At 45.9% G+C, this 15076-nt stretch carries 17 protein-coding genes and 1 riboswitch; of the genes, 3 read left to right on the top strand and 14 right to left on the bottom strand.

What is annotated here, in order from left to right:
* The 6 genes from VSQ61_RS15980 to VSQ61_RS15955 all read right to left on the bottom strand — a co-directional run.
* Positions 1-233 (bottom strand): hypothetical protein (locus VSQ61_RS15980; RefSeq protein ID WP_334345390.1); only part of this gene is annotated, 233 nt, incomplete at its 3' end.
* 174 nt (positions 234-407) lie between these two features.
* Positions 408-1304, bottom strand: coding sequence for a DUF3737 family protein (locus VSQ61_RS15975; protein WP_334345389.1), 897 nt, complete (start codon positions 1302-1304; stop codon positions 408-410).
* Entirely contained in the window at positions 1301-1579 is a 279-nt protein-coding gene (locus tag VSQ61_RS15970; RefSeq protein ID WP_334345388.1) for a MerR family transcriptional regulator, read from the bottom strand. Before VSQ61_RS15970 ends, VSQ61_RS15975 begins: the two co-directional genes overlap by 4 nt.
* Before the next feature lie 546 nt (positions 1580-2125).
* On the bottom strand, positions 2126-2791 hold the full coding sequence (locus VSQ61_RS15965; RefSeq protein WP_334345387.1) for a flavodoxin family protein: 666 nt from the start codon (positions 2789-2791) through the stop codon (positions 2126-2128).
* Positions 2772-3287: a flavodoxin family protein gene (locus tag VSQ61_RS15960; protein WP_334345386.1), complete on the bottom strand. Its 516-nt coding sequence runs from the start codon at positions 3285-3287 to the stop codon at positions 2772-2774. Before VSQ61_RS15960 ends, VSQ61_RS15965 begins: the two co-directional genes overlap by 20 nt.
* Positions 3288-3482: 195 nt before the next feature.
* Positions 3483-4070 carry a TetR/AcrR family transcriptional regulator gene (locus VSQ61_RS15955; protein ID WP_334345385.1) on the bottom strand — a complete coding sequence of 196 codons (588 nt, stop codon included), beginning with the start codon at positions 4068-4070 and terminating at the stop codon, positions 3483-3485.
* A 228-nt stretch (positions 4071-4298) separates the two neighbouring features.
* Between VSQ61_RS15955 and VSQ61_RS15950 the strand changes: the two genes are divergently transcribed.
* The gene (locus VSQ61_RS15950; RefSeq protein WP_334345384.1) at positions 4299-5189 is read left to right on the top strand and encodes a LysR family transcriptional regulator; all 891 of its coding nucleotides are present in this window, start codon (positions 4299-4301) and stop codon (positions 5187-5189) included.
* A 239-nt stretch (positions 5190-5428) separates the two neighbouring features.
* Here VSQ61_RS15950 and VSQ61_RS15945 read toward each other — a convergent pair whose 3' ends face one another.
* The 3 genes from VSQ61_RS15945 to rsxC are packed head-to-tail and all read right to left on the bottom strand — an operon-like array spanning position 5429 to position 8906.
* The gene (locus VSQ61_RS15945; protein WP_334345383.1) at positions 5429-6307 is read right to left on the bottom strand and encodes a methylenetetrahydrofolate reductase; all 879 of its coding nucleotides are present in this window, start codon (positions 6305-6307) and stop codon (positions 5429-5431) included.
* A 12-nt stretch (positions 6308-6319) separates the two neighbouring features.
* Positions 6320-6943, bottom strand: a complete 624-nt coding sequence (locus VSQ61_RS15940) for a methylenetetrahydrofolate reductase C-terminal domain-containing protein (RefSeq protein ID WP_334345382.1) — start codon at positions 6941-6943, stop codon at positions 6320-6322.
* A gap of 1 nt (position 6944) precedes the next feature.
* Positions 6945-8906: an electron transport complex subunit RsxC gene (gene rsxC / locus VSQ61_RS15935; protein WP_334345381.1), complete on the bottom strand. Its 1962-nt coding sequence runs from the start codon at positions 8904-8906 to the stop codon at positions 6945-6947.
* 289 nt (positions 8907-9195) lie between these two features.
* On the opposite strand from rsxC, the gene aroE reads away from it, so the two are divergent.
* Complete coding sequence (aroE, locus tag VSQ61_RS15930) at positions 9196-10065, top strand: shikimate dehydrogenase (RefSeq protein WP_334345380.1); 870 nt, start codon at positions 9196-9198, stop codon at positions 10063-10065.
* A gap of 149 nt (positions 10066-10214) precedes the next feature.
* Positions 10215-10394, top strand: a riboswitch (FMN riboswitch).
* Positions 10395-10521: 127 nt separating this feature from the next.
* A complete protein-coding gene (locus VSQ61_RS15925) occupies positions 10522-11166 on the top strand; it encodes an ECF transporter S component (RefSeq protein WP_334345379.1) in 645 nt (214 codons plus the stop codon).
* 182 nt (positions 11167-11348) lie between these two features.
* Here the strand turns inward: VSQ61_RS15925 and pgeF are convergent, their stop codons facing one another.
* The 5 genes from pgeF to ylqF form a co-directional block, all read right to left on the bottom strand.
* A complete protein-coding gene (pgeF, locus tag VSQ61_RS15920) occupies positions 11349-12197 on the bottom strand; it encodes a peptidoglycan editing factor PgeF (RefSeq protein WP_334345378.1) in 849 nt (282 codons plus the stop codon).
* Positions 12198-12263: 66 nt separating this feature from the next.
* Positions 12264-12617 carry a YraN family protein gene (locus VSQ61_RS15915; protein WP_334345377.1) on the bottom strand — a complete coding sequence of 118 codons (354 nt, stop codon included), beginning with the start codon at positions 12615-12617 and terminating at the stop codon, positions 12264-12266.
* A 76-nt stretch (positions 12618-12693) separates the two neighbouring features.
* Entirely contained in the window at positions 12694-13368 is a 675-nt protein-coding gene (rnhB, locus tag VSQ61_RS15910; RefSeq protein WP_334345376.1) for a ribonuclease HII, read from the bottom strand.
* A 185-nt stretch (positions 13369-13553) separates the two neighbouring features.
* Positions 13554-14150 carry a signal peptidase I gene (lepB, locus tag VSQ61_RS15905; RefSeq protein WP_502877050.1) on the bottom strand — a complete coding sequence of 199 codons (597 nt, stop codon included), beginning with the start codon at positions 14148-14150 and terminating at the stop codon, positions 13554-13556.
* A 32-nt stretch (positions 14151-14182) separates the two neighbouring features.
* Positions 14183-15034 (bottom strand): ribosome biogenesis GTPase YlqF, encoded by an 852-nt coding sequence (gene ylqF / locus VSQ61_RS15900; RefSeq protein ID WP_334345375.1) that lies wholly within the window; start codon positions 15032-15034, stop codon positions 14183-14185.
* Positions 15035-15076: the final 42 nt, after the last annotated feature.

The following is a 15076-nucleotide window of genomic DNA, read 5'->3' as shown; positions in this document are numbered from 1 at the left end:
TCATAACGGATGATTGGAAGAAAATCCAGAAGTAACTTTTGAAAGATTTGTAAAATTTTGTCTTTCAGAAACTCCGTGAATATTTGCTTCCTCTCAAATACCACGAAAAAACCATACGTTTTGCCATCGTTGCGATTCCTCACAAAATACCGCAAAACCAATGCTTTTTCTATTCTTATCGCCAAAAATAATATAGGTGCCAGCTCCAATGAACCAACACCTATACTCATCATTTATAACTATTTTTTTACGCTGCCCTGTGCTTTTCTCACTTCATCTATCAAAATATTTAAAAGTGCCGCCGTTTCCGTCTCCGTATGCTTTTCCAATACGGACAATATTGATTGTTCCACCCATATACCTAATTGTAAAAACAGCACCCGCCTAAACCTATGTCCGCTTTCCTGTCACGCTATCGCCCTGCAAGGCTTTGATTTGTCATTGCAGTCCGGCGAAGTCCCCCGCTTATGGACACAGGTGATAATTTCACCCTTTGACGCTGCGTCATCACGGATAATCTCGCCCACGGACGGCACATAGATTCTCCCGGAAAGGGGATTCTTAATGCTGTCAACCGGTGTTATAATGCACGCCTCCACCTGGGATTTTTCAAAGCACAGATCCGTGTCGTACATCTCACAGTTTATAAGCTTTAAATTTTTGCAGTAGCAGAAAGGCTGTGTTCCGATAATCTTACAGTTTTCCAGAGTCAGCCCATCCGAATACCATGCAAGATATTCCCCTTTGACGGTACTATTCCGGACGGTTATATGTTCACCATGCCAGAATGCGTCCTTGGTGTCAAAGGTACAGTTTTCAAATACCGCATTTTTGATATACTGAAAGGAATACTTCCCCTGGAACGTCACCTCCCGGAACTTAAGATCTTCGGAACGCATCATAAAATATTCACTGACCGCCCTGGTATGCTCCATACGGATGCCCCGGACAGACCAGCCAAATTCCGGGGAAATAATGTCGCAGCCCCGTATGACCACATTGCCGCACTCCCGGAGTGCCTTAATTCCATGCAACTTTGTATCCACAATCTCTATGTCATCGGAATACCAGAGAGAAGCACGGCAAAGCTCTGTCATCTCGGAACCGGAAATTTTAAGCCCGTGATTATGCCAGAACGGATAGCGAAGATTGAAGAAGCAGCTCTCCGCCACAATGCAGGAGCTTTCTTTAAAGGCACTTTCTCCGTCTGCCGGGCCGTCAAAGGCACAGTCTTTCACAAATACATTCTTGCTCCCATAAAGAGCCCTTTCCATGTCAAATGTCTGATTTTCAATGATTCTCATTTCTGACTACCTCCTATTTTTCCAACTTCCTGTTTCTTTCTGTTTTGAATCTGGTAAACCAGATAGTCCAGGCAGACAATCTGTCGCTCCTCCTCATGTACCCTGCCAAGAATCGTCTCCCTTTGCTCCTCCAGCAAGCTTAGCTGGTCTTTCCAGTCGCCTTGGTCAAAATACCTCATAAAACACCGAATCGTATCCGGATTGCACCCTGCATCTCTCAGATTCCGGATCACGGCCTCTTTCGACTCATACCCTATTGCTTGTTCCGGTCTCATTTTTCCTCATTCCTTTAAATCTGCTTATTTCCCGTCACGAATCACAACTGACTTTTTCCCTTTTCTGTGATTTCATTATATTCTCCATTTACAAGAATAGCAAATATTTATATTTAATTGATTCCAATAGAAAAAATCTATTATTTTAAAAAATGCGGGGATTATAAACAGATGACAGAAATGCTCTCCCTTTTCTGGTATTATGTATTTATCAGGCAGGTATATAAAGGAGGGCTTTTTATACAGGAAAACTATAAGACTTTTATGGGGCTGTCGCAAAATAAGACAGAAGACTTTTCCAATATCCAGTGTCCGGCTGTTCACGAACATTTTGCCTGATATGGATGGATATTGCTTTGGCAATGTCCAGACAGAGCAGACAAAGTGTACGTGGACCGTCCGAACACAGGATATGGAAATGGCTGATGTCTTATTTTGCGACAGCCCCTTGGAAACGTATTATTTTGCGTTCAGGCATAAGTCTGCGTCTAAAGCGTCTGGCTCTTTGATGATATATTTGTTCTCCCCTGTAAATGGGAATTTGAATTATTCTTTAACATAATTTTGATACGGCCTATCATTCAGTGATCCTTTACAGCCTAATTTTTTCGCAAATACATTAAAAAGCAATTTATTTAACGGACTGAATACATTGCTGAAAAAGATTTCTTTTTTCGAAAAATATTCCGGTTTCGCAAAGTCATTTACCACTTCTTTGCGAAAGTAATTGTTTTGAGCATAATATTTCCCCATGTTGTAAAAAGGCTCTGTCAGTTGTTTTCTCATTTTACTGCCTATAAAGCTGACTGCAAACATATTCCCTTTTAATAGAGTTCCGTTGTACTCACATCCTAATAAAGCTGGTAATGTTTCTAAATAGGATTCACAACACCTTAATTGGGAGGCCTCCGCAAACCCGCCTTGTAATAAAAATCCGATTTTGGTATTGCTATCTTGCTTTGGTTTTAATGTTTCTAAAAATTCTGCCATAATTCCGGGAATACACTCTACATATAATGGTAAAGCAAACAAAATATTATCATTTTCATAGAATTTAGTTCGAATCATTTCCCATTCATTTCTTTTGTATAAATAGAATGTCTCCGTTGTATTTCCGCAGGATTCATATCCTTTTTTAAATTCCTCTAATATTTTATCCGTATTGCTTTTTTCTTTTATTCTGGGAGTACAGCTAACAATGAATAAGTGCATTTAAAATTTCCTCCTCATTCTCAATATGATATGTGCCAATGGATGTTCCATCCAGATTTATCATGACTCTTTCAAACCATTTTTCTAAAAATTTCGGATTCCCGTTTCCTTTGTAGATTAATCCCATTTTAAGATGTTTTTTATATCTGGGGTAATGCCGCATTTGTCCATTTTTAAATCGTAAATTCATTGTCGCAAGAGGTAAGATTCTATCAATTATATTTTTTAACTGATACGACACAAAGCCTAATTTTAAATCTGTTATAAAAATAACTTGTTTAGATTGTAAATATTTTATAAGCAATTTTTCATAATCATCTTTTATGGTGCACACTCCCGGTGTTACAAGCCAACAGCGATTACAGCCGATGCAGCCTTTTATGCTCATATCTTCCGCATAAATAATTTCAACCTGATTGATGTTTTTTTGTATAGTTTCAATTATTTTTTGATTATGTAAATCCTCTTTCTTAAGCACTGAAATAATTAAATTCATAAACTCATCTCCTTTCTGGTTCATCGCTTTGTTCATCCGCTTTGCATGTTTGTGCTTCAAGCCTTTTCATCTCTGTTACCTGTATATTCTTTGCGTCAGTCAAATACCCCGCGGCAAGCTGCGGGGTATTTGACCCTCGCAGCAGTCTCCAAATGGACATGCCAGCATGTCCGCTTGGCTCGTTGCCCGCAGAAATCAAAGGTTCCCGTCTGCATTTTGGCCAGTTTTTATCAGATACATGATTCCAAAATAGGCATCAGACAATGTGTTGATACAATATGCTTCATCATAAACCATTGCATTATCAGCGAGCAGACTGGCTATTCCGTGTGTTACTAAAAGAATTTGAGAAAATATGCTGTATGCCTGCCGCCGGTCTACCTTTGCCTGTCTCTTCAAAATAGGAAATAAAGAATCAAAAATTTCCCCTGTAAACCAGTCAGAAAGGGAAATGCCTGTATAATAGTTTGAATGAAATAAAAAGCAAAAAAGATTCTTTTCTTCTACGGCAAACTGAATATGTCTCATACCCACTTCCAGCATAGGGCGTTCGTATCTGCCGTTTAAATTTGTTACATAGTTCATATGAAATTCGCTTGCTTTTTTATGTGCTGCAATTCGGACATCCTCAATCGTCTTAAAATGATACAAAACGGGCTGGGTGGAACAGCCGAGTTTTTGCGAAACGGTCCGGGCGGTTATGTTTTCCGCACCCATTTCTTTTGCAATTTCAAAAGCTGCGTCTATAATCATTTCTTTTGTGACTTTCGCAATTGCCGGCATATTTGCACCTCCATTTATAATTTACATTATATATAACTCTTATTATTCATAACACAAATTATAAATCAAGGTAATCTTTCTGTCAATCCCCGGCTTCCGTATAAGGCGGGAAAGGAGAAATAGTAAATATTTATAGTAAATGTATTTTCATAGTTGAAACCTATAGAATTTTATGCTAACCTGGGATCTATAAAAGAAAATACGGAAACTGAAACAGGAGAAAACCTTATGGAATTACGTGTACTTCAATATTTTCTCGCAATTGCAAGGGAACAAAGCATTGTTCGTGCGGCGGAATCTCTCCATCTTTCTCAGCCCACTCTCTCGATACAGATAAAGGCGATGGAGGAAGAACTGGGCAAGCAGCTTCTGATTCGAGGCACCAAAGGCTCCCGAAAGGTCACATTGACGGAAGAGGGCATGATCCTGCGTAAACGGGCGGAGGAAATCTTAAACCTGGTACACAAAACAGAACGTGAAATCTCACTTTCCGACGAGGTTGTTGTGGGGGACGTTTATATTGGGACAGGCGAAACCGATGCGGTCCGTCTGATTGCAAAGACTGCAAGGAAGCTCTACCGGACCTATCCGGGAATCCATTACCATATCGCAAGCGGAAATGCCGCATTTGTAATGGAACAGTTAGAAAAGGGGCTGATTGATTTCGGCCTTGTATTCGGAGACGTGGATCAGACAAAATATCATTCCATGAAACTTCCGCTTACCGACGTCTGGGGCGTGCTGATGCGAAAAGACTCCCCTCTCGCTGAAAAAACAGCCATCTCCCCGGAGGATTTATGGGACAAGCCCCTCATCCTGTCAAGACAGGAAAATACATCCGATACACTGACGTCCTGGATTGGGCGTGAACCATCGGAATTGGAAGTTGTGGCAACCTACAACCTGCTTTTCAACGCCTCCTTAATGGTGGAAGAGAGCCTGGGATATGCAATCGGATTTGACAAAATCATCAATACCTCCGGCAGCAGCAAGCTTTGTTTTCGTCCCCTGGAACCCCGCAGAGAGGACGGCATGAGCATCATATGGAAAAAGTATCAGGTGTTTTCCAAGGCTTCCGACAAGTTTATGGAGCAATTGAAAGAGATACAGGGAGTGTGAAATAGAGGACAGCAGTAAATCTGTCTTTATTATAAAGGATTTCCCTGTCTGATAGATACAATATCTTTCTTTCCTTTGGTTTTCCACGATAAAAGACAGGACCAAACCAACTATACAAATGCGATATTTGTCCACAAAAAGCCAGTAGTCCATATCGGAAATCTGCACGAGAATTTTCGATACGGACTACTAATTTGCTCCTGTCTAAACCTATTGATTCATTTTTTATAACAACAATTTTAGATCCCGGCTTTCACAAGAAGATCCGGCACCTTGGACTCCCAACCCATAGCCATAATATGTACGCCCTGGCAGTAAGGACGGCACTCCTTAATCACACGGGCCGCAATCTCCACGCCGGTAACGCCTGCCTTTGTCTTTTCCTTATCCGCTTTCAGTTCCTCGATCATTTCCTCCGGAACATGAATACCGGCAACGTTCGCATTCATGTATCTGCACATGCCCACGGACTTCGGGATTACGATTCCAAGCTGAACCGGCTTCCCAAACTGCTTCGCTTTCTCCATAAACTGAATGAATTTCTCCGGCTCATAAACCGCCTGGGTCTGGAAATACTCGGCACCTGCGGCAACCTTTCGCTCCATTTTCGCAAGCTGAACGTCCACGGAATCGCTGCAGGGCGACACAACGGCCCCTTTTGCAAACTTCGGCGGCTCCCCAACCAGTTCATTTCCGCCCAGATCAACGCCCGACTCCAGCTGCTTTACCGCATGAATGAGGGACACGGAATCCAGGTCAAACACCGGCTTCGCCTGGGGATGATCTCCAAGCTTTGTGTGATCCCCCGTCAGCAGCAGCAGATTTTCGATTCCGAACAGGGCGGCACTTAAGAGATCCGACTCCAGTGCAATCCGGTTCCTGTCACGGCAGGTCATCTGGAAAATGGGGGTCAGCCCCTCATCCTTTAAAGCCTTACAGGTTGCCAGAGAGCCAAGACGCATAACAGAAGACTGATTATCCGTTACATTCACCGCCGTAATATCGCTTAAGTATGTTTTCGCCTCTTCCAGCATATGCTCAATATGAAATCCTTTTGGCGGTCCTACCTCCGCCGTAACTACAAATTCACCACGCTCAAATGCTTCCGTAATTTTCATAATTTCCCCTCCTTATTCAGCTGATTCTTTATCCGTTGCGAAATTACGCACCTGTGTGGGACATTTTAACAGGTCAAGACGGCCAAGCTGTGCCAGACGGCGGTAAATACGCTCCCAGCCGCATTCCATCTCGCTGTCCACCTCGCATTTTCCATTCTTGGAACCGCCGCACTGTCCGTTCACAAGGCTCTTGGAACAGGCCGTAATGGGACAGATTCCGCCGGTAATATTCAGATAGCACTCCCCACACTGATCACAATCATATTCCAGGGGCGTCACGCCCTGAAAGCCCGGCTGAGGATAAGTATCGCAGGCCGCATAGACCGGTTTTTCTTCCAGATACTCGGAGATGGTCTGCACGCCCACGCCGCAGGAAAATACCAGCACCGCATCCGCAACTTCTATCTCAGCCCTGTGCTTCTCAAGACGCAGCTTCATATTTTCCGGGTTGCAAACGTAGTCCGTTGTGATGATCCCGGTTACATTTCCGGCGGACTCCATTTCTTTCTGAAGTGCCTCCGCTTCTTCTAGCGGGAAATGAACCTCCCTGCATCCATGACAGTTGATGATAAATACCTTTTTACCATCCGCCAGTGACAGAATTGCTTCTTTGTCTTTTAACTGAGTAATCAACATATCACTTCATCCCCCTTACTGCATTTTTGCCCGCCTTGATCTTGGTGACAAGGGGGATCTTGGAGGAACAGATGTACTCGCAGCATCTGCATTCGAGACAATCCATCACGTTCATCTCTTTCATGCCCTGCCAGTTCTCCTCATCTGCGTATTTTGCATAGTACAGCGGAGACAGCTCCATGGGACAGACATCCACACAGCGTCCGCATTTGATACAGGGCTGCTCGGCCGTATGGTCAGTGTCCACGGCAATGATTCCGTTGGAGCCTTTCATAATCGGCACATTCGTGTCGGCCAGGACAAAGCCCATCATGGGACCGCCCGCCTTAACGGTAACATCCTCTCCCGTGATGCCGCCGCAGTAGTCAATGAGATCCTTTGTATTCGTACCAATCTTCACAATGTAGTTGCCCGGATTCTTCACATGCTCGCCGGTAACCGACACCACACGCTCTATGAGGGGCATACCTTTCTGAATCGCATCGGAGATTGCCTTTGTAGTGCTGATGTTGCTTACCACACAGCCCACGTCCGCCGGAAGTCCGCCGCTTGGAACCTGCCGCTTCATCACCCGCTTAATAAGCATCTTCTCAGCACCCTGGGGGTATTTTGTCTTAGCCGTAACCACCTCAAGCTCCGGAATATCCGCTGTCTTACTTTCCAAAAGTTCAATGGCATCGGGCTTATTGTCCTCTATAACGATAATGCCTTTTTCCGCACCCACAGTCTTGACAATGGCCTTAAGGCCGTAGATCACGTCGTCCGCAAATTCTAAAAGCACCCGGTGGTCCGCAGTCAGATACGGCTCGCACTCGCAGCCGTTTAAGAGAACGGTGTCTATGGGCTTGGGCGGCTTTAGCTTTACGGATGTGGGGAAGCCTGCACCTCCCATGCCTACGATTCCCGCCTCTTTGACAATCTCCACGATCTCCTCCGGCATCAGGCTGTCCAGGTCCTTATGGGGCTTCACGGACTCATCCAGTGTATTTTTCCCGTCGGAACGGATCACAACGGACAGACATTCGCCTCTTGTGGCATGCTTATGTACCTCGATAGCCGTTACGGTTCCGCTGACACTGGAATGAACCGGGCTGCTGATAAATCCGGCCGATTCTCCGATCTTCTGTCCCACCTTGACGGTATCGCCCACCTCCACAATTGGGTTGGCGGGTGCACCTGCGTGCATGGACAGAGGAATCACTACAACCTCCGGCTCCGGGAATCTCTTAAGAGCAAGATGCTCCGTATATTCCTTGTGCTCCAGGGGATGTACGCCGCCGTAATAGCCGGCAAGCCGGTTCTCCCGGATGGATGTTACATAATCCTGAATGGCTTTGTGATTGATCCTGGAGAAATCCCGCATCTGTTCGGGCTGTGCCAAAAATTCCGCAAGCCGTCCCTGTTTCTCAAGACGCTCGTAGATCTTCTCCCATGCACAGTCCTTGTTTTCATCCACTTCGCACTTGCCGTTCTTCGCACCTCCGCACTGTCCGTTTAACAGGCTCTTGGAACAGTCAACTACGGGACAGATACCGCCAGTGACATTCAAGTAGCACTGTGCACATGCACCGCAGGCTTTCTTCGTCAGGGCCATGCCGTGATGTCCTCGGTAATTCAAAGAATTGGCCGCTGCGTAGACGGGCTTGTCCGCCATGCCTGCAAGGGTCTGAACGCCCAGTCCGCAGGAAATGACAATCACGTTCTCGGTTCCCTCCGGAATCAGGCCCTTAAGCTTCCGTTCTGTCTGTACCTTGTTGCACAAAAAGTCAACCTTTACGCTGCCTGTGACCGTTTTTCCCTGCTCCCGAGCCAGCTTCTCAAACTCCTCACAATCCGGCTCGTCCACGGTCTCAAATTCCTTGAAGCACTTGTTACATGCAATAAGGAACAGCTGATCTTTTCCGTCCAGTAATGACGACAGCTCTTCATTACTTTTCAACTTATACTTCGTATAGTTTTCCAATTGATCACCTTCCTGTCAAATTGATTCGCAAAGCTTATATAAATATACCATATATCGCCTGCTCTTTCCAGTCCAAAAATTTTCTTGTTGTTTCTTTTTTTATTTTTATTTAACTTTACTTTCCACATCCATGTCTGCCATATGCCGTTATTCCAAAAATGCCAAACCACAGGTTTTCATTCCTGGCTTTGCACTATATTTAAAACGATTGTTTTTTCTGTTCTCCTTGACTTTTTGTGAAAATTTCTATAGCATAGACCAAAAGACTTTCCCTTTGGAGGTATTTTCCATGAGAGATATGATTACCGGAAAAACCAAACTGACCGGACTGCTTGGAAGCCCTGTGGAGCACAGCATTTCCCCGGCCATGCACAATGAAGCCTTTCGGCTTCTTGGACTTGACTATGCTTACCTGGCCTTTGACGTGACAGAGGATACTTTTTTAAAGGTTATTGACGGCCTTACAGCCATGGGCGCTGCCGGCTGGAACTGTACCATGCCCCTGAAGCGGCTGATGCATCAGCGGGTGGATATTCTTTCTGACACGGCTCTTCTCACCGGCTCCGTGAACACGGTGGTAAATCGTGACGGTGTTCTCTATGGAGACAACACCGACGGCTACGGCTTTATGCAGTCCATGTCCGACGCCGGACTTCGCCCGGCCGGAAAGCGCCTTGCCATTCTCGGCTCCGGAGGGGCTGCCGCCGCCATCATTGCCCAGGCTGCTCTGGACGGGGTGTATTCCATTGATATTTTTTCCCGGCCGGAGAGCACTTCCACAAAGCTCATTGAACAGGAAGCAGAGCTGGTCCGCAGCAAGACTGCCTGTCTTTTGAATGTGTATGATTTAAAAGACCATGCACAGCTTTCCAAAAGTCTGGAGCAGAGCTATTGCTTAATCAACGCTTCTTCCGTGGGCATGGCGCCGGACACGGACGCCTGTCTGATCCCGGATTCCTCCATGCTTCATCCCGATTTGGCTGTGGGGGATGTCATTTACAATCCGAGAGAAACGAAGCTGCTACATATGGCCAGGGAGCGGGGCTGCATGACTTTTAACGGCCTTTATATGCTGCTCTATCAGGGCGCCATGGCGTTTCAGCGCTGGACCGGCCGGGACATGCCGGTGGCCAAGATTCGTGAGAAGTTTTTTCAGTAAACCTCATCATTCCTTGAAAGGATTTGAAGCTTAACATCATGACATTGTTGGTGAACGGTAACGAAGCATTAAGGTAATAGAGATTCCTTAAATTTACGGATTGACAGCCGTCAAACACATTGTTATAATGAGTTTGACATTTGAATACGGAAAGTCTTCGGGGCAGGGTGAAATTCCCGATCGGCGGTATAGTCCGCGAGCGTGTATGCGCAGGATTTGACAGGAAAAGCCTGGAATGAGATTGCATTTTCCAAACAAGCTTCAGGTTCAAATCAGGATTTGGTGAGATTCCAAAACCGACAGTATAGTCTGGATGAGAGAAGATGTGTAATAGAAGTCAGAATTGTTTTGGCATAGTTTTTGTCATATAGTTCTTTGTTCTGATGAGAATGACACCTGGAAGACGAACGTTTTTTAGGTGTCTTTTGTATTACAGTAGAATGGAGGATTATAACTATGAACCAGAAAACTCAAAGAATCGCTTTAATCGGCATGTTCTGCGCCATTGCCTATGCCCTGATGGTGATAGGCCGCATACCGGTGGTCCTGTTCCTTAAGTACGATCCCAAGGATGTAATGATTGCCATCGGCGGCTTTCTTTTAGGGCCATTTGCCTCTCTTATCATCTCTGTGGTGGTTTCCTTTATCGAGATGCTTTCAGCCAGTGACACCGGCCCCATTGGTTTTGTAATGAATGTGCTGTCAAGTTGCAGCTTTGCCTGCACAGCCGCCTTTATCTACAAGAAAAAGCATACAAAATCCGGCGCCATGCTTGGTCTGTTTGCCGGCTGCGGCGTGATGGTTGTGGTAATGCTGCTGTGGAATTACTTCCTTGTGCCCATTTATATGGGATATCCGAGGGAGGCTGTGGCCGAGATGCTGCTTCCCGCATTCCTGCCTTTCAATCTGTTAAAGGGCGGACTGAATATGGCCATTACACTTCTCTTTTATAAGCCTGTGGTGACGGCTCTTCGGAAAGCGAAGCTGGCCCTGCCCTCTACCTCGGAGCAGCCGGGAGATTCCAAGGGTGTGATTGTTTTCTCCCTGTTTCTCTTTGTTACCTGTGCGGTTTCGGTGCTGGTGATGAAGGGCGTTATCTAAACCTTTGAAAACAGCCCTATATTTATTCTAAAGCCTGCATGCGTCTCATTGCCGCATGGCTAAGTAAGAATCAGAAAAACATTATCAAATAAGCCATTCACAACTTTCATATCTGTGTTCCATGTTTCTCCCACAGTAGATATGAAAATAGCGAATGGCTTATTCAGATAAAAAGTACCGCTTTACCCTTTCAGCATCAAAAACGCCCCCAGATTGCCGCGCTTCCCCTTCGAAGCACGATGACTGAACAAAAGCTCCGAATTACAGCAGGTGCAGAGATCCGTTGTCACGATCTGTTCGGGGTTTAGTCCGGCTTCCTGGAAAATGAATTCATTGGCACGCCAGAGATTCAACTGGTATTTCCCGTCCGGCTTTTTATAAAAAATCTCCTTCCAGGATTCCTCGTTAAAAGCTGTCCGAAACTGCTCTATGACATCCTCACTGACCTCATAGCAATCCTGACAGATGGACGGGCCGATGGCCACTGTCAGATCCTCCGGCCTGGTTCCATACTGCCGTCCCATTACCTCCACGGTACGTTTCCCAATTTTCCCCACTGTCCCCTTCCATCCGGAATGGGACAAGCCGATGGCTCTATGGATGGGATCTAGCAAAAATAACGGAACGCAGTCTGCATAAAAGGTTGCCAGCACCACCCCCGGAACATTGGTCACCAATCCGTCCACATCCGTGTAATCTTTCTGTTTGGTGAATCCTTTTCCCCGATCTGCCTCTGTTACCACCCGGATATTGGCAGTATGGGTCTGATCTGAAAACACCAAATCCTCACATGAAAAACCCATAGCCCTTCCCAGACGGACAAAATTCTCCCGTACCCCTGCCTCTTCATCTCCTCTGGCAAAGCTCAGATTCATGGAAGAAAACATCCCCCGGCTCACACCGCCAAAACGGGTAGAAAATCCATGCATCACTGTTTCTATTTCGCTTAATCTTGGAAATACAAGAAAAGGAACGCCTTCACGTTCCACTGCTTCCATTGCCGCCATTCCCTTTTTTCTCACAAAATTCATTGGATTCTCCTATTCTGCTTTTCATGTTCCATATAAAGTACCATTTATACATTTCCCCCGATTCTATTACCTATAAGGAAATGCATCCCTGTACACCTGTATCTGCTCCCCCAAAACGGATACCACATCAAACCGACAGCTTTGGCTCTCTAAAACATGCCGGGACATCCGATAGAAATCTGCTACTTGGCAGATCTTTCTCTGCTTTGCAGGCGTCACTGCCTCAGCCGGAATACCGTACTGACTGCTTTTTCTATATTTGACCTCCAGAAAAACCAAAGCTCCGGCTTCCTCTGCAATCAGATCTATCTCACCCAGCTTACAGCGAAAATTTCGTTCCAGAATTCGGTATCCCAGGCTGCGCAGATATTCTGCCGCTTTCTCCTCATGTATGGCTCCGATTTTTCGGCGGTTTTCCATTCCGGTTCCTTTCTCCTGCTCACTCTTTTATCCCAAAGGGAACATTCTAATGCCCAATGGCAATTACCCTGTTTTTTTACAAATCCTTCTCTGATACATAATTTTTAATAAAGGTCCTGCGATGGATTTTGCATGGGCCCAGCTCCTTCAGAGCCGCAATGTGTTTTGCCGACCCATACCCTTTGTTTGAGGCAAATCCATATCCCGGATACAGATTTTCATACTCCGCCATCATCCGATCCCTGGTCACCTTGGCAATAACACTGGCCGCCGCAATGGACACGCTCTTGGCGTCTCCTTTTACAATCGGCACCTGGGGAATCTCTACCCGGGGAATGGTTACTGCATCGTTCAAAAGCAGATCCGGACATACCTTCAGATTGGCAATGGCCTTCCGCATAGCCTCATAAGTCGCCTGAAGAATATTGATTGCATCGATCTGATCTTGCCCTACCACTCCGAGCCCTACGGCAACTGCCTTTTCCATAATCTCATCATAGAGAAGCTCCCGTCTTTTCTCGGAAAGCTTCTTGGAATCATTCAGATAGAGAATCTCACAATCCTTTGGCAGAATCACGGCTCCGGCCACAACAGGGCCGGCCAGCGGGCCTCTTCCCGCCTCATCAATGCCGCAGAGCATGCCCCGATCCCCATATTGGCGCTCATACTCCCTCATGGCCTCCAAGCGTTCCCGCTCCGCCTTTAATTTTTCCTGCCGTTTCTGCTCACGCAAAATCTCTGTCTTTGTCATATGTTTTTCTCCGCCAATCTATTAATGCTTGTAACTATTCACTGCAGGTTGAAGCAGGGTCTGACCCAGCAAAGCGAGGTCACTTGCTGCTGAGACCGTAAGAATATGATTCAGGAGTGCAAAATCCTATCGCCACAGGCAATTTTAAATGGATTTTGCATCATAACTGTGAAGGTACTGAACAGTTACTGATGCTTTAAGATTCCTGCCTTGTTCAAAGGCCAAATCCGAATCCATGCGCGCCCGACAATGTCTTCTCCGTAGATGACACCCACACTGGGTTCCCGGCTGTCGGAGCTGGCATTCCGATTATCTCCAAGGACAAAGTATTCATCCTCGCCAAGCTCTATCGGTTCTGCCGCCATTCCCGGATCCTGGATCACCTCGCGGCCGTAAGATTCCTTGAGCACCTCGCCGTTAATATAGATCTCACCGTCCGCAATCTGAACCGTCTCTCCGGGCAGGCCAATAATCCGCTTAATATAATAGGTGTTCTCTTCATATTTATAAGGAAATACAATAATGTCAAAGCGCACCGGATCCCGGAAACGGTAAGTAATCTTATCCACAATCAACTGATCCCCGTGATTCAGGGTATTCTTCATAGAATCACCGCTCACATGAGTTCTCTGGCCCACAAAAGTAATGATCAGAAACGTAATAACAAGTACTATTCCTATGTAAAGAATCATTCCCAAAAGCTCTCGAAGGGGCCCCTTTTCCCGTTCCTCATCCCCTTCGCCTATGAAATCATCTTCCACTTCTTTCCCTTTTCTCCCCATATCCAATCCTCACAATCAGCTTTAGAATTATTTTAATTCTCTTCCTTTGGAACTTCAAGGGTAAATCTTCCCAGCTTTCCGCTGCGGAACTCCTCCAACAGGATCCCCACAGCTTTTCCCAGATTCAGCTCGCCGCCCTTTAGAAGACATCCCCTGTTCTCTGCTATCTGAGACAGCATGGAAAATGTATCCTCTGTCTCCCGAATTCCATACCGCCCTGCCAGAACCCCCGGATAATCCGTTCTCAGAAACTCCAACAGTTCCAGAGACAATTCCTCTGTATTCAGTACCTCATCCTTTACGGATCCAATCATGGCAAGGCGAAGCCCTGCCTTCGGATCCTCAAATCTGGGCCACAAAAGCCCCGGCGTATCCAGAAGCTCCACCTGCTTATTCAGCCGCACCCACTGGGCCCCTCTGGTCACGCCCGGCTTGTTGCCCGTCTTGGCACAGGCCCTTCCTGCAAAGCTGTTGATAAAGGTAGACTTTCCCACATTGGGAATACCTGCCACCATAGCCCGGATGGGACGGTTTAAAATGCCGCGCCTTCTGTCTCTTTCAATCTTTTCCTTACACGCCTCCTGAACTGCACCGTGGATCGCTTTCAGTCCTAGGCCGCTTCTGGAATTTACCTGGACCGCCTGAAAACCCTGTTTTTTAAAATAGGCACTCCAGAGAGCTGTCTTATCTTCATCTGCCAAATCGCATTTATTTAATAAAATGATACGAGCCTTTTGTCTGCCCAGTTCATCAATATCCGGATTTCGACTGCTAAAGGGAATTCTTGCATCTACAAGCTCTAAAATCAGATCCACCAGCTTGATATTTTCCTGCATCATCCGCTTTGCCTTGGTCATATGCCCCGGATACCACTGAATATTCATAGCTATCTCCTATTCCAGTTCCGCAGAACCTTATCCATACAC

Origin of the sequence: Candidatus Merdisoma sp. JLR.KK006, from assembly GCF_036941035.1 — a bacterium.
GTDB lineage: Bacteria > Bacillota > Clostridia > Lachnospirales > Lachnospiraceae > Laedolimicola.
Note: the sequence above shows the minus strand (reverse complement) of the source record. Positions and strands in the feature narration are given on the sequence as shown.